The sequence below is a fragment of the Kribbella orskensis genome, assembly GCF_004342085.1.
GTDB lineage: Bacteria > Actinomycetota > Actinomycetes > Propionibacteriales > Kribbellaceae > Kribbella > Kribbella orskensis.
Genome location: NZ_SLWM01000011.1, coordinates 1 through 19,947 on the forward strand (window position 1 = coordinate 1; position 19,947 = coordinate 19,947).

A 19,947-nucleotide genomic window follows, 5' to 3' on the forward strand; every position below is an offset into this window, starting at 1 on the left:
CTCGTGTACCCCGAAGGGCCTTACCGCTCGACTTGCATGTGTTAAGCACGCCGCCAGCGTTCGTCCTGAGCCAGGATCAAACTCTCCGTTGAAATCCATATGTCAACCACGGACAAGCCGTGGAAAACAGACTAACGAAAAACGATCCATTGCAATCAGAAACAAATCAAACTGACTTGAATCCAGAAAAATTACAAAGGAATCCGACACGAATCAACAATGAGCGAACCCACCAACCTCGAAGAGGCCAGCAGACCCACACACCGAGACCCGTGAACGGGGTAAATGCTAAATTTCGGCATTGACTTTCGGCACGCTGTTGAGTTCTCAAGAATCGGACGCACACCGCGCTTCATTCTTTCGTTTGAAGCTCCGGGGCAACCCGCCAAACTTTACTATTTCGTCCGGAGCCGGTCAAATCGGCCTCTTTCGTCCTAGCCTCTCTGCACGTCTCAGTGCCCGAAACCCGCTCAGGGCGTGTTTCGGTAGCCAGGACCTTCAGGGAGTTCGGGGCGTCCGGCCGCTTTCGCGTCCCGCACTCGCTCCGACAAGGGGGAACATTACTGACGTTCGCGGCGAAGATGCAAATCGGGGTCAGGGCCCTGTCCGGACCCCTGATCTAGGCCACCTTCGGACAGGTGATCTCCTCATCGTTCTGGACGAAGACGAGCGCCTTGCCAGGCTCCTCCACACGCAGCACGGTGTCCGCCGTACGGCAGCCGAACGACCCGTGCGACCGGGGCGCGAACGTCATCGGCACCTGCCCCGGGAAGGTCACCGACAGCCGGCCTTCGTCCCGCACCACGGTGAACGTCGCGCCCGGCCGCAACTCGTACGTGCCCTCGAGCGCCGCGAGCTCGTCGAGCCCGGGCCACTCCGGCTCGTCCAGGTCCGCGGGATAGTCCTTCCACCCGTACGACGAGGCGATTGTGGCGAAGGCCCTCTGCACGACATACGAACCGTTGTCGCCATTGGTCATCACCGCGGCGCCTTGTCCCGTATCCCGGTAGGCCAGCAGGTGGCACTTGAAGCCGTGGTTGCCACCACTGTGGCCGAAGGTGGCCCCACTGTTCCCCAAGAACAACCCGAGACCGAGCGCATCCAGACCGCCGATCCGATCGGACGACGGCACCTGCTGAGTGAGCATCTCCCTCGCCAGCTCCGGAGACAGGAGCGCTCCGTCGGCACCGGCGTACGCGCTCTGGATGGCCATGGCGAAGGTGCAGAGGTCACTGGGCGTAGTCCAGAGGCCGGCGGCCGCCAGCTCGGGGTACGTGTGCCAGCGTCCTTCTACCGCGCGTCCGAACTCGTCGTGTGCCGTGGCAGCACGCGCATGCGATTCATCGGGAAGAGGTTGTGCGTAGTCACTCGACGACATCTCGAGCGGGTCCAGAACCAGCTCGCGCAGGAGCTCCCGGAACGGCGTACCGGTGACGTCTTCCAAGAGTTGCTGCATGATCACGGTTCCGCCGCCGGAGTACCGGAACTGGGTGCCGGGCACTGTGTCGACCCGTACTCCGAAGGTGTTCGTCGGGCGGACGCCGTCGAGGACCTGCAAGGCGGTCGGTACTTCGGTGTCGTGTGCGTAGCCGGGGAACCCGTGCACGGTCAGACCCGCACTGTGGCTCGCCAGGTGGCGCAATGTGACCACGGGCTGCCAGTCGCCGGTGGGTGGTAGCTGCCAGGAGGCGAGCCGACGGTTCACGTCCTCGTCGAGGTCGAGTAGACCTCTGTCGACCAGGCGGAGCATGGCGAAGACCGCGATCGGCTTGCTGATCGAGCAGGCCTGGAACAACGTGCCCGGCGTGACGGGATCCGCCCGGCCGGCGTCGACGACTCCCGCACTCCCCCGGTCGACGATCTCGCCGCCGTCGATCAGCGCCCAGCTGACCCCCGGCACCTTGAACTTCTCGAGCTCCGCCCCGATCCCGTCCCGCAGTACGTCGGTCAACTCCGTCGCCTCCCCTGGCTCAACTGCTGGGAGCCTAGTTGCGCGACGGGGGCAGGGAACGGCCGCGGAGGCCCGGGGTGCCAGGCGTCCGCGGCCGTGACTCGGTCAGCGCGACGGCTGGGGTGCCTCGCAGTCGATCTTCGGGTTGGCGCCGATGTAGTTCAGCGGCCCGGCAATGATGGTCACGAGGATCGTGCCCACCTTGGCGCAGGTGGCGTCCGAACCGGAGAAGTACTCTCGCTGCCCTGCGGCGGCGACACCGATCAACAACCAGACGACGACAACGATCGTGACGATGCGAGAACCTGTCGTAGAAGCTCTACGAGTGCGCATGGCTACCTTCCTGACACTGGTCCACCCCCGTGGATCCACAATCTGGTGCCCGCCGACCACGCAGCGAAAACGTTTGAACCTCCTTGTCGATTCGCAGCCCCTTCGTTCGTCAGCTCTGTGAGCGCCCACCAGGGGCGGTCCGCGGGCGTTTCGGCGGTCGCGGGACGGAAGGGAATCACCATGAGCAAGTACCTGTACCTGTACCGCGGGCCGGCCACCCCGATGGAGGACTTCACCCCCGAACAGGGTGAGGCGCAGATGAAGGCCTGGACCGAGTGGATGGGCAAGGCGGCGTCCGCGATCGTCGACCAGGGGAACCCGTTGGTTCCGAAGGCCTCGGTACGCGACGACGGGTCGGCGACCAAGCCGAGTGACCAGAACGGCTACACCATCGTCGAGGCGGCGGACCTCGACGCCGCCCAGGCGTTGCTGGCCGGCCACCCGTTCCTGTCCGAAGGCAAGGGCCGCTTCGCGGTGGAGATCTTCGAGATCCAGCCGATGTAGGCGCGCCCAGAGGTAGTGCGCTCAGATCTCGGCGAACTCGAAGTACGGCTTGATCTCGGCGTTGACGTAGGCGCCGATGCTCGGAGCCGCGAGGAGGCCGGCGTACGTCGGCTGGGGGACGTCGTAGTACTGGTAGGCGCTGCCGTTGACGTACTCCACCTCCAGCGTGCGCGCGGCGACGTCGTACCCGACCGACCTGACACTCGCCGACTCCACCAGCCGCCGCCTCATCGCGCGTCTCCTCACCGACATCACGTCCTCGACCTCGGACATGATGCCCGGCCCGGCGGCCCGAAACCTTCTCGACCGCGGTCACGTCTGTACTTCGTCGAGACGGGTTGCGGTGTCCGCCTGGATCGGGGCCTTCGGGGGTTGCAGGGCGGCGAGCACGCGGGCCAGCTCGCCGACGACGGCGTGGAGCTGGCTGACCACAGAGGTGTCCAGGGTGATCGGGTCGTCGTCGGGCGGCGGGAGGTTGAGGTTCGAGGCGAAGCGGGTGCGGGTGTCCTCGGTGGCGAGGGTGAGGGAGGTGTCCAGCGCCTCCTGGAGTTGAGGGCTGGGCACCATGCCGGGGCGCTCGCGCCACTTCGCGATCGTCCGTGGGGAGACGCCGAGGTGCTCGGCGAACGCCTCGTTGGTCAGGCGCATCGCCGCCTGCAAGGCACGCGCATGCCTGCCGGTCCACTGATCGATGACTGTCATCGGCTCACTCCCAGCCTCGACTACTCTGTGCAATCAGATTACGACGATCGGATGAGCGTGTGGGTGCCTGATCAGTGCCCTGTGGATACAGCGCCGGTTCGTGGTTCGGCGCCGGCTGCGGGCGTTGACTGTCGGACATGGACGAGACCAGCGGAAGACCCGCGACGATGCTCCGGCCGCGGCGGCGTCACCTGAAGATCGCCGTGCCGACAGGCCCACGGCGGTTCCAGCTCGTGCGGCACGTCGATATCTCCGGAGTCAGCGGTACGGGGGTGGTTGCGGAGGGCGTCGAGTGGACCGACGGCTCGGTCACCCTGCACTGGGGAGGCCGCTACCCGACGACAACCATCTGGCAGGACGGCGTCGACGCTCTGCTGTCAGTGCACGGCCACAACGGCGCGACCACGATCCGATGGCTCGACTGAACTCGGTAGGGCCGGCGCAGCAACCCCCTGCAAGAGGTCGCCGGCCCTACCGACTACTCCGAGAGCATCAGCTGAGCGTGTCCGTTGTCGTCGGCCCGGCCGTCCTCAAGCGCCTCGACCGGCAGATCCGCCGACAGCCGGGTGAGCGTGCCGAGCAGGTCGACGCACTTCGCGACCTCACCCGGATTGTTGGCGAGCCACCAGACCGCGGCCGAGCCGGGAGTCGCCAGCACCTCATCCCTGGGATAGGCGCGTTTCTCCTGCTCCGGTTGACGTTCCAGCGACGAGGTCTGCGCTTTGCGGTGCAGGGCGGTGACGACCTGGAGGTGCTTGAGGTCGGCGTCGGACAGCTTGAGACAGACCTTGGTCGCCCACGTTCGCACGTGGCCCCTTTCGTCCAGATCCGGTTCGCCGAGCAGGGCGGCGAGGCGGTGCTGGTTGAGTGCCTCTTCCGTGGGCTGCTGGCCGATCGTCAGCGCCTTCGCGCGGCTCAGCAATGCGTCGACGGCAACGCTGCCGAGATGCGCATGCCGCGAACCGGAGAGCATGGGCGACCACTGGACGATGGCCGAGAAGCTGAACTGGTAGTCGGGCGAGGCCGACGGGAGCCGCACGTTGGCGACAGTTCGCGTCGGCGGTCAACCGGCCAGGGAGCGGAGGGCTCGGCGGGAGGGGGTCAGCAGGACCGGCTTGTAGGGGCAGCGGGAGTCAGTGAGCGTCTCGTAGGCGCGGATCGCGCGGTCCGCGGCGTCCCAGCCCTGCTCGGCGGGGCTCTTCCCCAGGCCGCGGTTGCGGACCAGGGCGCCGTAGAAGGCCGAGCAGAAGACGGTCGCCTCGTACCAGCCGATCACCGTGCTGGTGCCGATGTAGGTGATCTCGTCCTGCAGGCAGTCGCGGATCGCCCGCTGCCACTTGCCGATGCCCGTCTTGCAGCCGTCGGCGATCACCACTCCGCTGGCGATGCCCCACGACCGGTCCAGGAACCAGTCCGCGAGAGCGGTGAGGGACACCTGGGTCTGGCCGTCAGTCGACAGGAACGACGGCTCCTCGCTGTGGTCACCGTGCGCCATCACGTGCAGCACGGTCGAGGGGGTGGTGAGCGCGGAGAAGGCCGTCTCGTGGTCGCGGGTCCGGACGAAGTTCACGTCGATCACCGGGCTGTTCCAGCCGGCGTTGATGTTGCTGGTGATCCCCTGCACGAAGGTCATCGAGGCGTCGAAGGAACTGTCCAGGCCGAGGTCCACCAGCGTGATCAATCGGTTCTTCATCGCCCACCCCTCGAACGAGCCCCGGTCCCCCGGCCTCCGAGGTCCCGACCCATCATGACCCAGCCCGCCGACAGTTTCGCCTCCCGGTCCACGGATGAGTCCACGGATGCGTCCACCGATACGGTGGCGGGAGCGCCTACCACCTGGAGGATGTCCGATGAGCGATCTCGCACTGACGGTCACGCTGAGCAACGGAGCCCGTCTGCCCCGGCTGGGCCTCGGCACCTCGCCGATGAACGACGACGAGGTCGAGCGCGCCGTAGTACAGGCGCTGGAGGTCGGGTACCGCTTGGTCGACACCGCGGAGGCCTACCGGAACGAGGTGGGCGTCGGGCGGGGGTTGAAGGCGTCCGGAGTACCGCGGGACGAGGTGTTCGTGACCTCGAAGTTCAACAAGCATCGGCACAGCGTCGAGGGGGCGCGAGCGGCGTTCGAGGTGAGCGCGGAGAAGCTCGGCGTCGAATACCTCGACCTGCTGCTGATCCACTGGCCGAACCCGGAGCACGGCCAGTACGTCGAGGCGTGGCGCGGCCTGATCGAGCTCCGCGAGGCGGGCCTGGTGCGCGCGATCGGCACCTCCAACTTCAAGCCGTCCCACCTGCAAAGGCTGATCGACGAGACTGGTGTGGCCCCCGAGGTCAGCCAGATCCAGCTGAGCCCTATCTGGACGAAGCAGGCGGAGCGCGACTTCCACGCCGCCCATGGCATCGTCACGGAGTCCTGGAGCCCACTCGGCAAGGGCAGCGACCTCCTGGACCACCCCACCGTCACAGCAGCCGCCAAGGCCCATGACAAAACCCCAGGCCAGGTCGTACTCCGCTGGCACGTCCAGCAGGACCTCGTACCGATCCCCAAGTCCTCCAACCGCGAGCGCCTCGAGCAGAACCTCGCGGTCTTCGACTTCGAGCTGACAGCCGAAGAACTGGCCGCGCTGTCAGCCCTGGACGGGACCGGTCGAGCCCCAGCCGACTCGGACAAGACCGGCCACTGAGTGCCGCAGTACAGGCTTCTAGGTACCGCGGTACAGACTTCTAGTCCTTGGTGGCGATGTAGTAGGCGTTGAAGACGTCCGCGTCGACGTGGGCGACCTCCACAGTGGAGAATCCCGCGTCGGCGAGCATCTGCTCGGCCTTCTGCTGTCCCCAGACAGTGCCGAGACCGTCGCCGTCGAGGGACAGCGACACGGTCATGCAGTGCATCGTGGAGACGCCGTAGAGGAACGTGGCGAGCGGCTTGTCGAGATTGTCCTCGAGGTTGCTCGACGCCTGGACGTCGACCATCAAGAACACGCCGCCCGGTCGGAGGGAGGCCGCGATACCGGCCAGCACCTGCGCAGGATGGGCCTGGTCGTGAATGGTGTCGAACGCCGTGACCAGATCGAACCGGTCGGTCTCCCCCAGCTCGGACACATCGCGGACTACGAACTCGGCGTTCGGCAGGCCGAGCCTGGCAGCCTCCTCGCGTGGCGAGACAAGCCTCGCCGAGCACCTCACGAAGCCGAGCCTCTTCCAGGTGACGCCCCGTGGTGGTGTCGAGCTGCCGCCGTACATAGGAGACCGCAGTCGCCGTCTCCCCGCCTGCAAGGTAAGCGGCAGCCAGTACAGGCCGTACTACGAGGTGGTCCTCGTACCCCTCCAGTAGTTGCCTGGCCTCCTAACTCTGCCCTGCCCCAATCGCAGGTCGGCCAGGTAGGCAGCGGCTTCGGCTTGGACCGCGGGCAACGACTCCTTCGCCAGCTCGGCTGCGGCCGCCAGTTCCACCTCGGCTCTCGCCCAATCACCAGTCGACATCAGTACTGCGCCGTACGACGCCCGGCAGACCGCATGCAGGTACGGGCATCCGTAGCGCGCGATGAAGCCGTCGAGCGAGCGGGTCCACTGCACGACCCGGCTGAAGTCGGCGCCTCGAACACAGCACCGCATCAACAGGCAACTGGTGAACACCACCGTGTCCAGGCTCGAACCCTCGCCGCCCAACGCTCCTGCCAGCGCCTCGTCGAGCAGCGCAGTACGTTCGCCGACCCGGCCGAGATCGATCAGGAGCGAACCACGCATGCTGAGCGCGCAGAGTTCCAGATCGTGGTCCTTGGTCTCGAGGGCGATCCGGTGCGCCTCCTCCGCGGCGAGGGCGGCTCTAGCGGGATCGTCGTCGGTGTCGGCCTTCGCCAACAGTGCCCACGCCGTCAGAACCGGCGCATCCAGGGGCTCAGCAAGGCGAACTGCCCGCGCGGCCCAACCTCTTGCCACGGCGCGGTTTCCGGCGTTCGCGACGTAGAGGATGCTCAACCCCACAGCCAGTTGAACTGCCTCCGCCGGATCGGTGCGGCTGAACTCGGCATACGCCCGCTCCCAGCAGGTGAAGGCGTCCCGGATGTCACCCAGCCACCAGTGCGCGGTACCCAGGCCGGCAAGGCCCTCGGCGGTCTCGCCCCTCCCGACCAACTCGCCGAACGCATCCCGCGCCGCCACCCAGTCCCCCGCCGCCAGCGCAACCCCACCAGCCGCTAGGAGACCACCAGCCTCCACCACCCTCCCGACGGTACTGGACACGCCCGCTGCGGCGACATGGAGCCACCGCCACTCGCCGCCTACCGGCGGAGGCCCAGGAACTTCACCAGCGTGAGCATCCGCTGGTCGTTGGCGTCCAGACCGACCTGCGCCGCTCGTTTCCAGGACCCGAGGTCGAGGGTCGAACGATAAGTTGCCAAGAGCTCCTGCTGCTGAGCGGGAGTGCAAACTGCTCTTGGGAGAGGTTCGCAGGTCAGATGCTGGGCCAGCATCGCGAGTACGAAGACGCGCTCGAGAGTTGGGGGCAGCAAGGCGGCCTGACGGGCATGCACAGCCAGGACAGTCGCGGAGTGCTTGTAGGTCGAGAGGCTGGTTCCCATGCCCTCGCAGTACGACATGGTCAGGAGGAGCCGACCGGTGTGATCGACGACCTCAGGATCGTCGAATTCGTCCCCTGCGTCGTGGAGTCTGGTCGCGACCGCGACTCGGCCCGCGAAGTATCCGTTGAGGAACTCGCCGTCGCACGCTCGGCGAAGCAGCCATGGGTGGGCACTCGGATCGTCGAGCCGGCAGAGCGCTTCGACGACGAAGACCCGGCCCCAGCCGCTGACCCGGTCGGCTAGCCAGAGGATGGCGGCCGCCCCGCCGGGGAGTCGCTCCAGTGCGGCTGCTGCCAGCGGACCGAAGCGATTGGAGAGCAGGCCGATCGTCTGGATCAGCGGAATGTCCTCGACCGTGCCGACCGCGGCGAGCAGTGCCAGACCGACGGTGACCGCGCACCGGTCCGTTCCGTGGCGCACCAACCAGCGGCCGGTATGGCGGACCTGGGCTCGGTCAGCCCGCTCGGCCGCCGCGATGAGGTGATCAATCTCGTGGATCGAGACGTAGAAGTTGTGGAACGCGCCTGCCAGCTCACCGGGAGCCGATCCGGTCCGAGCGAAATGATCATCGAGCAGACGAGCGACATCCTGCCCGATCGCCTGCTGATCAGCTGGTCTGAGCGGTCGAATCTCGCGATGGAATGCTTCGTCGGGAAATGGCTGCCCATCGTTTGGAAGTGGCCCGTCCGGATGGAGCCGATGAAGCCGCGCCGCGTGCTCGAAGAGGGGTCCGGGCTTCAGCGTCCCGGTAGCGTCGCTCACCGGCGGGCGGAAGACTCGATTCTCTTGATCATGCCCCGGATGATGACACCGCCGACACTGCCAGCACAAGCACAATCGCCCCGGGGGCAACGACGCGCTGCCCCCGGCAGGATTTGGGAAGACAAGACCTAATCCCCGGCGTACAGGTGTCTGTCCGAGCCGGCTCAGCTGCCGCCGGCTCGGACGGAACCCTGGTCAGTGTCCGTGGGTTCTAAGGCCCCAGCCGAAGGGGTAGAGCGGGTCGTAGTTGCGGTCACCGATGTTGATCGGCTCCTGATCGGCGCTCCGCGGCCAGGAGTGTGACAGCTTGCCGGTGAAAGGCCTCTTGCCGAACAGCACGTCCGCCACACCTTCGCCCTGCGAGCCAGGAAGCCACGACGCCACCAAGGCATCGATCTTGCCCAGCTGCTCCGCAGGTATCACCTGTGGGCGTCCGGACACGACCAGTACCGCGCACTTCGCGATCGCGCCGCACACCTTGTCCACAACCGCCTTGTCCCCCGGCTGCAGGTCGAGGCTCTTCGGTTCGCGCAGTACTCCGCCGTCCTCGGGGTCGAAGCCCCAGCTGGGACCGCCGACGTCGCCGAAGCCTTCGGAGTACGGGGTCTCGCCGACTACGACGACGGCGACGTCGCTGCCTGTCGTCGGTGCCGAGCCGTCCTTGCTGTAGGTGACCTGGGCGCCCGGTGCGACCTGCCGGATGCCGTCGAGGATCGTGTTGCCGGGGATCCGGTGCTGACCGGACGCGCCCTGCCAGCTGAGGGTCCAGCCGCCGGCCTGGTTACCGATGTCATCCGCGTTGCGGCCCGCGACGTACACCTTCGCGTTCTTCTTCAACGGCAGCAGGCCGCCCGCGTTCTTCAACAGCACCTGCGACTTGGCGACTGCCTCCCGGGCCAGCGCCCGATGCTGCGGTGATCCGACCTGAGCAAGGTGCGTGCGGTCGGTGTACGGCTTCTCGAACAGCCCGAGCTCGAACTTCTTGGTCAGGATCCGCCGTACGGCGTCGTCGATCCGCGCCTGCGAGACACGGCCGGCCCGCACCTCGGCGAGCAACGTGGTCTCGAAAGCCTGGTAGGAGAACGGCTCCATGAACATGTCGGTGCCCGCGTTGACACCGGTCCGGACCTGATTCGCATAGTCTCCGGGGAGCTGGTGGATGCCTTCCCAGTCGGAGATCACGAAACCGTCGAAGCCGAGCTTGCCCTTCAGCACGTCGGTGATGAGCTCACGGTTCGCGTGCATCTTGATCGGATTGCCGATCCCGTCCTCGGTCCAGTCGATGCTGGAGAAGGACGGCATCACCGTGCCGGTGTCATACCGCTGTACTGCGTCGACGTACGGCGCGAGGTCGAACCGCGCGAAGTCGCGCCGGTTCGTGACGGTCACGCCCTGGTCGATCGTGTAGTCACCGGCGGCGGAACCGAACTCGGTGTCACCGTCGCCCGCGTAGTGCTTGGCACTTGCCAGCACCCGGTCGGCGGCCTTCAGGTCCTTGGTGTGCTTGCCCTGGAAGCCCTCGATGGCGGACGCGAACCGAGTGACCAGCTCGGGGCTTTCCGAGAAGCTCTCGTAGGTCCGCCCCCACCTGGTGTCGCGGGCGACGCAGATACACGGCGCGAAGGCCCACTGCGGCCCGGTCGCACGAGTCTCCTCGGCGACGACGTGCTCGATTCGCTCGACCAGCTTGGGATCCCCGGTCGAACCGAGCCCGATGTTGTGCGGGAAGACCGTTGCCCCTAGCAAGTTCCCGTGGCCGTGCACCGAGTCGACGCCGTACACGATCGGGATCTGCAGCCGGGTCTGGAGTGCCTGTGCTTGGAAGCCGTCGACCATGTCCGCCCAGGCCTGAGGCGTGTTGGGCGTCGGGACCGAACCACCTCCCGACAGCACGGACCCCAGTCTCCAGGTCGTGACGAGCAACGGGTCGTTGGCCGCAGCGCCACGTTCGGCCTGCGTCATCTGCCCGACTTTCTCCTCGAGCGTCATCCGGCCGAGCAGGTCTTCGACCCGCTTCCCGACCGGCAGCTTCGCATCGAGATACGCCTGACCGCTGTTACGGATCTGCGGCCGGGCTGACTGATCAGTCGCGTACGACGTGGTCGTGGGCGCAGGTGCGACGCCGACGGACGAGGTCGGCGCGAGCGCCAGGACGAGGGCGATCGGCACGACGGCGAAGGTCGTACGGCGCGCCCAACTGCGACGAGGTGATTCGCTCAAACGCATGACTTGCTCCTCGGGCGAGTAGGAGATGGAGCGCTCTCCTGGTCACACTCTGGCGATCACCCGCCCGGGTCAACCTCTCGCACCCCCTGTTGCGCCGAACGGCAGCACAACCGCCGCCGAGTCGTGGATCGCGGTGTCGTGCAATCGATTGCCAGCAACGGCGATCCACGAATGAGCGCTGACTCAGCCCAGCGGCAGGAGGGTGGACGCGCTGCGGCCCCCGGGGAATGTGGGAAGTTCCCGGGGGCCGTGGCGCTATCAACCAGGGGTCAGCTGCAGCCTGAGGTGCTGCCGCAGCCTTCGCAGACGTAGCAGGAACCCGAGGGGCGCATCTTGGTACCGCAGGTGAAGCAGAGCGGCGCGTCCACCGAGGTGCCGGTGATGAGTTCGAACATCTCGGCGGTGGTGCGGACCTCGGCGGAGGTGATCGGCTTGGCTGCCGCGGCGTCGACCGAGGCGTCCTCGATCTCGACCTTCTCCGCGACCGGCTCGATCGACTTCAGCGACTCGGCCTCGGACACCTCGACCGGAGCCGGCTCGTAGGAGCCTGTGTCGAGCTGCCGGGAACGCTCGTCCGCCGAGTAGATGCCCAGGGCGGACCGCTCGTCGAAGGACAGGTGGTCCAGCGCCAGGCGGCGGAAGATGTAGTCCATGATCGACTGCGCCATCCGGACGTCCGGGTCGTCGGTCAGACCGGCCGGCTCGAACTTCAGGTTGGTGAACTTCTGGACGTAAGTCTCCAGCGGCACACCGTGCTGCAGCGCGATCGAGATCGCGATCGAGAAGGCGTCCATCACCCCGGCCAGGGTCGAGCCCTGCTTGCCCATCTTCAGGAAGACCTCGCCCAGCCCGTCGTCCGGGTAGGAGCCGGCCGTCATGTAGCCCTCGGCGCCACCGACACTGAAGGACGTGGTGCGCGACGGACGCGACTTCGGCAGGCGCTTGCGAGTCGGCCGGTACTCGATGATCTTCTCGACGACCGGCTCAGCCTCCTTCGCGGCCGCGCTGGCCTTGGCGGACTTGGAGTCCGACAGCGGCTGGCCGACCTTGCAGTTGTCGCGGTAGACGGCGAGCGCCTTCAGGCCGAGCTTCCAGCCCTGGAAGTAGACGTCGGCGATCTCCTCGACCGTCGCGGTCTCCGGCAGGTTGACCGTCTTCGAGATGGCGCCGGACAGGAACGGCTGGGCCGCCGCCATCATCCGGACGTGGCCCATCGGCTTGATGGCCCGCGCGCCCATCGCGGTGTCGAAGATCTCGTAGTGCTCGGTCTTCAGGCCCGGGGCGTCGACCACGTGGCCGTGCTCCGCGATGTACTCGACGATCGCCTCGATCGTCTCCTCGGTGTAGCCGTACTGACGCAGCGCCCGCGGCACCGTCTGGTTGACGATCTGCATCGAGCCGCCGCCGACCAGCTTCTTGAACTTGACCAGCGAGAAGTCCGGCTCGATGCCGGTCGTGTCGCAGTCCATCATGAAGCCGATGGTGCCGGTCGGCGCGAGCACCGAGGCCTGCGCGTTGCGCCAGCCGTTCTTGGCGCCGATCTTCAACACGCCGTCCCAGGCGGCCGTGGCGTGCTTCTGCACGTCCTTGTCGATCGCGTGCACGGTCCGGATCGCGTCGTTGGCTGCGGCGTGCTTGCGCATCACCCGGGTGTGCGCGTCCTTGTTCCGCTCGAACCCGTCGTACGCGCCGACGATGCCGGCCAGCTCGGCGGACCGCTTGTACGACGTACCAGTCATCAGGGAGGTGATAGCGCCCGCCAGTGCGCGACCACCGTCCGAGTCGTACGCGTGGCCGGTCGCCATCAGCAGCGCGCCGAGGTTGGCGTAGCCGATGCCCAGCTGCCGGTAGGCCCGGGTGGTGTCGCCGATCGCCTCGGTCGGGAAGTCGGCGAAGCAGATCGAGATGTCCATCGCGGTGATGATCAGCTCGACGGCCTTGACGAAGTTCTCCGAGTCGAACGAGTCGTCGTCGGTGAGGAACTTCATCAGGTTCAGCGAGGCCAGGTTGCAGGACGAGTTGTCCAGGTGCATGTACTCAGAGCACGGGTTGGACGCGGTGATCCGGCCCGTCTCCGGGGTGGTGTGCCAGTCGTTGATGGTGTCGTCGTACTGGATGCCCGGGTCGGCGCACGCCCAGGCGGCGTGGCTGATCTTGTCGAACAGCTCGCGGGCGTCGACGGTCTCGATGATCGAGTTGTCGATCCGCGCCCGCAGGCCGAACTCGCCCTTCTCCTCGACCGCGCGCATGAACTCGTCGGTGACGCGCACCGAGTTGTTCGCGTTCTGGTACTGCACCGAGGTGATGTCGCGGCCGCCGAGGTCCATGTCGTAGCCGGCGTCGCGCAGGACGCGGATCTTGTCCTCCTCGCGCATCTTGGTCTCGACGAACTCCTCGATGTCCGGGTGGTCGACGTCCAGCACGACCATCTTGGCCGCGCGGCGGGTGGCGCCACCGGACTTGATCGTGCCGGCGGAGGCGTCGGCTCCGCGCATGAAGCTGACCGGGCCGGACGCGGTACCGCCGGAGGACTGCAGCAGCTCCTTGGAGGAACGGATCCGGGACAGGTTCAGACCGGCGCCGGAGCCGCCCTTGAAGATCAGGCCCTCCTCCTTGTACCAGTTCAGGATCGAGTCCATCGAGTCGTCGACGGCGAGGATGAAGCAGGCCGACACCTGCTGCGGGGACGAGGTCCCGACGTTGAACCAGACCGGCGAGTTGAAGCTGAAGTACTGGTGCAGCAGCATCCAGGTGAGCTCGTGCTCGAACACCTCGGCGTCAGCCGGGGCGGCGAAGTAGCCGTAGTCCTCACCGGCCTTGCGGTAGGTCTTCACGACCCGGTCCAGCAACTGCTTGAGGCTCCACTCGCGGTTGTCGTGACCGACCGCGCCGCGGAAGTACTTGGTGGTGACGATGGTGGAGGCGTTCACGCTCCAGTAGTCGGGGAACTCGACCCCGCGCTGCTCGAAGACGGTCTCACCCGTCTTCCAGTTCTGCTGCACGACGTCGCGACGCTCCCACGTCACCTCGTCGTACGGGTGAACACCCTCGGTGGTGAAGATGCGCTCGATGGTGAGTCCCGCGGGGGCGTTCTTCCGCCCACGGAACCCGGCCGCCGACCTCTTGGTCGACCCCGAGTGGCCGGTCACCGTCTCTGTCATGGTTGCTCCTCGCCCTGTGTCTGCGGTCTGTCGGGACCGCCCCGTTGAGTTGCTGCTGGTAACGCCGGTACTGCTATTTCCCCGTTGATGTCTGTGTCGGTACTGCGGGCTCGGTGCCGACTGGCTCCTTCTCGGCCCGCAGCAGCGCGATCTCGGTCTCGAAGTCGTCAGCCGACTCGAACTGCCGGTAGACGCTCGCGAACCGCAGGTACGCGACCTCGTCGAGCTCACGCAGCGGTCCGAGGATCGCCAGGCCCACCTCGTGTGCGGGCACCTCCGGCGAGCCGCCGCCCTTCAGCGCGTCCTCGACCTGCTGGCCCAGCCGGGCCAGGGCGTCCACGTCGACGGGCCGGCCCTTGCAGGCCTTGCCGACTCCGCTGATGACCTTCTCCCGGCTGAACGGCTCGGTGGCGCCGGAGCGCTTCACGACCGTGAGCTGCATCTGCTCGACGGTGGTGAACCGCTTCTCGCAGACCGGGCACTGCCGCCGGCGGCGGATCGCTCCGCCGTCCTCGGCGACCCGGCTGTCGACGACCCGGGAGTCCACGTGCCTGCAGTAAGGACAGTGCATGGCAAACCACTCCTCCCGTGAGCGATCCGCCCCCTGCCTGGGGACGAATCTGTGGATCAGCTGGGGACAACCTGTGCATGACCTGTGAGTAACTAACCACTACCTGTGGATGACTTACAGGCTTGTAACTACTACATCTAGGGATGTTACGTCCGGCCTCCGACAGTTTGCAAGAACGGCCGAATCTCGCGCGCGTCTCTTTGTTCCAACACCCGCGCGGCCCCCTGTACTCCCGCGTGGCGCCCGCCGAACGACCTTTTCGAGGAGCAAAATACGCCCCGGTCAGTCCCCCGCGGGCGGCACGCAGAAGTCGAGATCGCAGCCCCGGTCGGCACCCAGCACGTGCTCGTGGAACAGCCGCCGGTACCCCGTCGCCGGGGCCGGCGCGGGCGCCGGAAGATCCGCCCGGTGGGCCTCCAGCTCCTCTTCGGGCACCAGCAGATCCAGCGTCCCCAAAGCCACCGACAACCGGATCAGGTCACCCGTCCGCACCAGCGCGAGCGGCCCGCCGAGCGCCGCCTCGGGCGTCACGTGCAGCACGATCGTTCCGTACGCCGTACCGCTCATCCTGGCGTCGGAGATCCGGACCATGTCCCGTACTCCGGCCCGCGCCAGCTTCCCCGGGATCGGCAGATAGCCGGCCTCGGGCATCCCGGCGCCCAGCGGACCGGCGTTCTGCAGGACCAGGACGTCGGACGGCTCCGCATCGAGCTCCGGGTCGTCGATCCGCGCAGCCAGGTCCTCCAGCGAGTTGAACACCACAGCCCGCCCAGTGGTCTCGAAGAGCGCCGGATCCGCCGCCGACCGCTTGATGAGAGCCCCGGACGGCGCCAGCGATCCCCGCAACCACACCAGCCCGCCCTTCTCCCGGCTGGGCGAGATCAGCGGCCGGACCACCTCACGGTCGACCCACACCGGCCCGGCGCCCAACCTCTCCCCCAGGGTCTCCCCGGTCACTGTGAGTACTGAGAGGTCCAGCAGATCGCGCAGCTCATGCAGTACTGCGGGAAGCCCACCGGAGGCATGGAGATCCTCCATGTAGTGCTCCCCGGTCGGCTTGAGCTCCACCAGGACCGGCGTCGTCTCGCTCAGCTCGTTCAGCTCGTCGGGGTCGATCCGGAGCCCGAGCCGGCCCGCGATCGCGGTCAGGTGGATCAGGGCGTTCGTGGAGCCTCCGATCGCGAGCAACACGCGCAGCGCGTTCCGTACGGAGGCAGCCGTCACCACCTGGTCCGGAGTACGGCCGGCGGCGGCGATCTCGACAGCCGCCGCGCCGGTCGCTTCGCCGATCCTCAATCGGTCAGCATGAACCGCCGGGGCGGCAGCGCTGTCGGGCAGCGCCATCCCCAGGGCTTCCACCAGACAGGCCATCGTGCTGGCTGTGCCCATCACAGCGCAGGTGCCTGCAGTGGTCGCCAGGTTGCGCTCGACGCGGGCGATCTCGGTGGCGTCCACCTCGCCGGCGCGATACCGGGCCCAGAAGCGGCGGCAGTCGGTGCACGCGCCGAGCCGCTCGCCCTGGTAGCGGCCGGTCGACATGGGACCGGTGACGAGCTGGATCGCGGGCCGCCCGGCCGAGAACGCACCCATCAGCTGGGCCGGGACGGTCTTGTCGCAGCCGCCGACCAGGACCACCGCGTCCATCGGCTGTGCCCGGACCAGTTCCTCGACATCCATCGCCATCAGGTTGCGGTAGACCATCGCGGTCGGTTCCAGGAAGCTCTCGCCGAGCGAGATGGTCGGGAACTCCATCGGCAGCCCGCCCGCCGCGAGGATGCCGCGGACAACGGACTTCACCAGTTCCGGCTGTTGCCGGTGACAGGGGTTGAAGTCGCTGGCGGAGGTGGCGACGCCGATCACCGGCCGGTCCAGCGACTCGGGCGACCGTCCGCTGGCATGCAGGAAGGTCCTGCGCAGGTAGCGGGAGAAGTCCTTGTCGCCGTAACTGACCAGCCCGCGGTAGATCCCGCTGTCATCACTCGAAGTGGCGTCGCTCATCCGGCCAGCACATCATCCGCGAGCACCACTCCCGGCGTCCGTCCACTTCGCCCGGCGCGGCTTCCACGAGATCGCGTACGCCGAGCACAAGGCGATCCGCGACATCGTGGCGGGTGGCGATGCCGGTGCTCGCCGAGGTGATCGAGGACCACCTGATCGGCTCGTACCGGCGGCTCATCGCCACCCGCCCCGAGTGATCGCTCAGCGAAGGGCTCGCGCCTCAGCCACGATCTGCTGCCGCCGTACTGCGCTCAAACCCGCGGCGGCGGGCGTCGACGCATAGGTGGCCAGTACTGCGTACTGCCGCTGGCCGAGGAGGGTCGTCATGGTCGAGACAGCGGCCTGCGACGCACCAGAGGTGAGGATGAGACTCGCCAGACCGGTCGGCGTGGCCACGATCTCGAAGGCCGACACGGTGTCGCCGACGCGGATCTCGTGCCGCCCTGCGGTGAGGGTGGTGGTGTCGACAGGTGCGCCGTTCTCGACCGGATTGCCGTCGAGGGTGATCTGCGCCGAGGCGTCCGAGACGGCGATCCGCAGAGCCTGCGCACGATCGACCTTGGCGTCCGCGGCGGGCGTGAGCACCTTCGGCTTGGCCCGCTGCAGGAAGGCCGCGTTCCAGCCGGCCAACTCCGCCGGGCGGTTGGTGATGACGCCATCGACTCCGGCCTTCTCCAGCGCGTCCCACCGAGCCGCGTCATCCACGGTCCACACGTTGACGGCAACGCCGGCCGCGTGCAGTTCCGCGATCGCACCAGGACGAGCCGACAGCGCCGCGTCCGACGGGTTGTACGCCGAGAGCTCGAGGTCCTTCGCGATGGCGACCGGATCCGGGTCGAGCGTGCTGCGGAGCAGGCCGAGCGGCAGTTCGGGTGCCAGCTCGTGCATCCAGCGCAGGTGCTGCGGCTCGAAGCTCTGCACGAAGACCCGGCTGCTCATCCCCCGGCTCCGCACCTCGGAGACGATCCGTGCGACCGAGTCCCTGGTGTGCGCGCCCTTCACCTCGAGCAGCAGATTGCCGCCGCGCGTCTTGAGCCCGTCCAGCTGCGACGCCAGCGTCGGAACGCGCTGACCGGCAAAGGCCGGGGCGAACCACGAACCGGCGTCCAGCGCTCCCACCTGGGCCGCCGTCAGCGAACGAACCGCGCCGGTGCCGTCGGTGGTCCGGTCGACGGTGTCGTCGTGCAGGATCACCGGTACGTCGTCCTTCGTCGGCTGCACGTCGTTCTCGATCCACTCGGCGCGTGCCCGGCGGGCCACCTCGTCGGAGGCCGCGGTGTTCTCGGGCGATGCCGACGAGCCGCCGCGGTGAGCCCAGACGCGGAGCGGAGTACCGGGCTTGCGGATGAAGGATTCCTTGCCCAGCGGAGTCACCTTGAGGTCGTCGAAAGAGACCGTCGCACCGTTGACGAGGAACGCCTGCGCGCCACCCGCGGTGCGGTTCACCATCGACGTGCGGAGCGACTCGCGCCCATCGACGTACCAGGTGGCGCGGGAGCCACGGACCTCGACGGCGACGGTCACCTCCATGCCGACGCCGACCTGGATCGGCGCCGCGGCGGTGTCGGTGACGTTCCAGGTGTTCGATGTGGTGCGCTGGGCGAACTCGAGTCCGTTGGTCGCGGTGGAGCCGTTGCGCAGGGTCGCGATCGACCACGGCACGGCGCCGCTCGGAGCCAGGTCGAGGCCGAACGCGACCCACCTCGCGCCGTCGAGCGCCGACTCGAACCGCACCCGGCTCTCGATCCGATAGTCGATCAACGGGGTGCCGAAGGTGATCCGGCTCTGCTGGCCGGCGGTGACGGACGTACCGACAAGGCGGCCGTTCTGTACCTTCCAGGCGCCTTCGACGGGTTTCCATCCGGGCGGGAGATCCGGGCCGTCGAAGCTTTCGGTCAGGCCGGCGGCCGGCTCAGCCTGTGCCGCTTGCACGGCTTGTACTGCGCCGGAGTCGGCGGCGAGTGGTTCGGCGAGGGCGGTCGGGGCGGTGGTCAGGGCGACGAAGGTGGTGCTCGCGGCGAGAACGGCGAGCACCGCGCGGGGGCGACGCGTGATCGGCTTCATGCCCACAGAACGTAGGAAAGTCACGCGAACTACGCCAGAGCCAGTGATGAATTGACCAACAACTCCGGATGGCTCCCCCGATAGGTGAGGATGTGGGGCATGAAGCCGGTCATCCTGGACGTCGACACCGGGCTCGACGACGCCTGCGCCCTGTTGCTCGCCGCCCGCCACCCCGAGCTCGACCTCCGGGCGGTGACCTGCGTCGGCGGCAACGTCGGCATCGACCAGGTCGTCGTCAACACCCTCACCGTGCTCGAGGCAGCGGGTCGCCCAGACGTCCCCGTCGCGCGCGGCGCCGCCCTGCCGCTGCTGCAGCCGGTACGAACCGCCGCGCACGTGCACGGAGCGGACGGGCTCGGCGACCTGGACTGGCCTCGCTCCAACAACATCGCGGAGGAACGGCACGCCGTCGAGTTGCTCCGCGATGTGCTGCTGGAGGCGGCCGGCAAGGGCGAGCGGGTGACGCTGATCCCGCTGGCGCCGATGACCAACATCGCCTTGTTGCTACGGACTTATCCCGAGGTAGTCGACGGACTTGGCGAGATCGTCTTCATGGGCGGCGCGGCCGGGATCGGCAACGCGACCGCCTCGGCCGAGTTCAACATCTGGACCGATCCGGAGGCCGCCGCGATCGTGCTCAGCGCGGCGGGCGCTCTCGGAGTACCGCTGACCATGTACGGGCTGGACGTGTTCTACGACGTGGTGATCTCACTCGAAGAGGCTGAGGCGCTGGGTGGTTCTCCGTCGGCTGACCTGGCTCGGGCGTTGATCGAGAAGCGGAGCCGGCTCTACAAGTCGGAAGGGGCGAGCATCGGTGACGGTGGCGCCGTGTGCGCCGTGATCGACCCGGCCGGGCTGACCACGTCGCCCTTCCCGCTGCGGGTCGAGCTGTCCGGCAGTTGGTCGCGCGGGCGCACGATCGTGGACACCCGCGACTGGTCGGGCGACCTGTCCAGCGACCCGTATGGACCGGCGCCGACCGTCGTCCAGGTGTCTACCGCGGTCGACGGGCGGCGGTACGCCGACCTCTGGCTGAACACCGTCAGCTGAGGCCTCTGGCTGGACACCCTTGGCTGAGGCGGCCGGATCCGGACA

At 67.5% G+C, this 19,947-nt stretch carries 20 protein-coding genes and 1 rRNA gene; 5 read left to right on the top strand and 16 right to left on the bottom strand.

Annotated features, from left to right (window positions below; all coding sequences use genetic code 11):
• The 3 genes from EV644_RS26030 to EV644_RS26040 form a co-directional block, all read right to left on the bottom strand.
• A 16S ribosomal RNA gene (locus tag EV644_RS26030) occupies positions 1–92 on the bottom strand; the annotation flags it as partial.
• A 527-nt stretch (positions 93–619) separates the two neighbouring features.
• Positions 620–1,951, bottom strand: a complete 1,332-nt coding sequence (locus tag EV644_RS26035) for a serine hydrolase domain-containing protein (protein ID WP_132191583.1) — start codon at positions 1,949–1,951, stop codon at positions 620–622.
• Between the two features lie 105 nt (positions 1,952–2,056).
• Positions 2,057–2,284 (bottom strand): hypothetical protein, encoded by a 228-nt coding sequence (locus EV644_RS26040; protein ID WP_132191582.1) that lies wholly within the window; start codon positions 2,282–2,284, stop codon positions 2,057–2,059.
• A gap of 180 nt (positions 2,285–2,464) precedes the next feature.
• Here EV644_RS26040 and EV644_RS26045 point away from each other — a divergent pair, with 180 nt between their 5' ends.
• Positions 2,465–2,788, top strand: a complete 324-nt coding sequence (locus tag EV644_RS26045; protein ID WP_132191581.1) for a YciI family protein — start codon at positions 2,465–2,467, stop codon at positions 2,786–2,788.
• A 21-nt stretch (positions 2,789–2,809) separates the two neighbouring features.
• Here the strand turns inward: EV644_RS26045 and EV644_RS26050 are convergent, their stop codons facing one another.
• Positions 2,810–3,019: a KTSC domain-containing protein gene (locus EV644_RS26050; protein WP_132191580.1), complete on the bottom strand. Its 210-nt coding sequence runs from the start codon at positions 3,017–3,019 to the stop codon at positions 2,810–2,812.
• An 81-nt stretch (positions 3,020–3,100) separates the two neighbouring features.
• Entirely contained in the window at positions 3,101–3,490 is a 390-nt protein-coding gene (locus tag EV644_RS26055) for a helix-turn-helix domain-containing protein (RefSeq protein ID WP_132191579.1), read from the bottom strand.
• A gap of 137 nt (positions 3,491–3,627) precedes the next feature.
• On the opposite strand from EV644_RS26055, the gene EV644_RS26060 reads away from it, so the two are divergent.
• Entirely contained in the window at positions 3,628–3,915 is a 288-nt protein-coding gene (locus EV644_RS26060; protein WP_199240005.1) for a hypothetical protein, read from the top strand.
• A 53-nt stretch (positions 3,916–3,968) separates the two neighbouring features.
• Here the strand turns inward: EV644_RS26060 and EV644_RS26065 are convergent, their stop codons facing one another.
• On the bottom strand, positions 3,969–4,529 hold the full coding sequence (locus tag EV644_RS26065) for a hypothetical protein (protein WP_241998827.1): 561 nt from the start codon (positions 4,527–4,529) through the stop codon (positions 3,969–3,971).
• A 24-nt stretch (positions 4,530–4,553) separates the two neighbouring features.
• Positions 4,554–5,183, bottom strand: a complete 630-nt coding sequence (locus EV644_RS26070) for a hypothetical protein (RefSeq protein ID WP_132191578.1) — start codon at positions 5,181–5,183, stop codon at positions 4,554–4,556.
• A 157-nt stretch (positions 5,184–5,340) separates the two neighbouring features.
• Between EV644_RS26070 and EV644_RS26075 the strand changes: the two genes are divergently transcribed.
• Complete coding sequence (locus EV644_RS26075) at positions 5,341–6,174, top strand: aldo/keto reductase (protein WP_132191577.1); 834 nt, start codon at positions 5,341–5,343, stop codon at positions 6,172–6,174.
• A 40-nt stretch (positions 6,175–6,214) separates the two neighbouring features.
• On the opposite strand, the gene EV644_RS26080 is transcribed toward EV644_RS26075, so the two are convergent.
• From EV644_RS26080 to EV644_RS26090, 3 genes are all read right to left on the bottom strand, one after another.
• Positions 6,215–6,676, bottom strand: coding sequence for a class I SAM-dependent methyltransferase (locus EV644_RS26080; RefSeq protein ID WP_206751503.1), 462 nt, complete (start codon positions 6,674–6,676; stop codon positions 6,215–6,217).
• A gap of 117 nt (positions 6,677–6,793) precedes the next feature.
• Positions 6,794–7,711, bottom strand: a complete 918-nt coding sequence (locus EV644_RS26085) for a hypothetical protein (protein WP_132191575.1) — start codon at positions 7,709–7,711, stop codon at positions 6,794–6,796.
• Positions 7,712–7,770: 59 nt separating this feature from the next.
• The gene (locus tag EV644_RS26090) at positions 7,771–8,493 is read right to left on the bottom strand and encodes a hypothetical protein (RefSeq protein ID WP_132191574.1); all 723 of its coding nucleotides are present in this window, start codon (positions 8,491–8,493) and stop codon (positions 7,771–7,773) included.
• A gap of 12 nt (positions 8,494–8,505) precedes the next feature.
• On the opposite strand from EV644_RS26090, the gene EV644_RS26095 reads away from it, so the two are divergent.
• On the top strand, positions 8,506–8,964 hold the full coding sequence (locus EV644_RS26095; protein ID WP_132191573.1) for a hypothetical protein: 459 nt from the start codon (positions 8,506–8,508) through the stop codon (positions 8,962–8,964).
• A 63-nt stretch (positions 8,965–9,027) separates the two neighbouring features.
• Here the strand turns inward: EV644_RS26095 and EV644_RS26100 are convergent, their stop codons facing one another.
• The 6 genes from EV644_RS26100 to EV644_RS26125 all read right to left on the bottom strand — a co-directional run bounded on the left by EV644_RS26100 (position 9,028) and on the right by EV644_RS26125 (position 18,852).
• The gene (locus EV644_RS26100; RefSeq protein WP_132191572.1) at positions 9,028–11,058 is read right to left on the bottom strand and encodes a glycoside hydrolase family 3 protein; all 2,031 of its coding nucleotides are present in this window, start codon (positions 11,056–11,058) and stop codon (positions 9,028–9,030) included.
• A gap of 269 nt (positions 11,059–11,327) precedes the next feature.
• Positions 11,328–14,219, bottom strand: coding sequence for a vitamin B12-dependent ribonucleotide reductase (locus tag EV644_RS26105; RefSeq protein WP_132191571.1), 2,892 nt, complete (start codon positions 14,217–14,219; stop codon positions 11,328–11,330).
• A 73-nt stretch (positions 14,220–14,292) separates the two neighbouring features.
• Positions 14,293–14,790 carry a transcriptional regulator NrdR gene (nrdR, locus tag EV644_RS26110; RefSeq protein WP_132191570.1) on the bottom strand — a complete coding sequence of 166 codons (498 nt, stop codon included), beginning with the start codon at positions 14,788–14,790 and terminating at the stop codon, positions 14,293–14,295.
• A gap of 282 nt (positions 14,791–15,072) precedes the next feature.
• Positions 15,073–16,788, bottom strand: coding sequence for a dihydroxy-acid dehydratase (locus EV644_RS26115; protein WP_132191569.1), 1,716 nt, complete (start codon positions 16,786–16,788; stop codon positions 15,073–15,075).
• Positions 16,766–16,966: a hypothetical protein gene (locus tag EV644_RS26120; protein ID WP_132191568.1), complete on the bottom strand. Its 201-nt coding sequence runs from the start codon at positions 16,964–16,966 to the stop codon at positions 16,766–16,768. The genes EV644_RS26115 and EV644_RS26120 overlap by 23 nt, the downstream gene beginning before the upstream one ends.
• Before the next feature lie 23 nt (positions 16,967–16,989).
• The gene (locus tag EV644_RS26125; protein ID WP_241998825.1) at positions 16,990–18,852 is read right to left on the bottom strand and encodes a glycerophosphodiester phosphodiesterase; all 1,863 of its coding nucleotides are present in this window, start codon (positions 18,850–18,852) and stop codon (positions 16,990–16,992) included.
• 99 nt (positions 18,853–18,951) lie between these two features.
• Between EV644_RS26125 and EV644_RS26130 the strand changes: the two genes are divergently transcribed.
• Positions 18,952–19,902, top strand: a complete 951-nt coding sequence (locus EV644_RS26130) for a nucleoside hydrolase (RefSeq protein WP_199240006.1) — start codon at positions 18,952–18,954, stop codon at positions 19,900–19,902.
• The last annotated feature ends 45 nt before the right edge of the window (positions 19,903–19,947 follow it).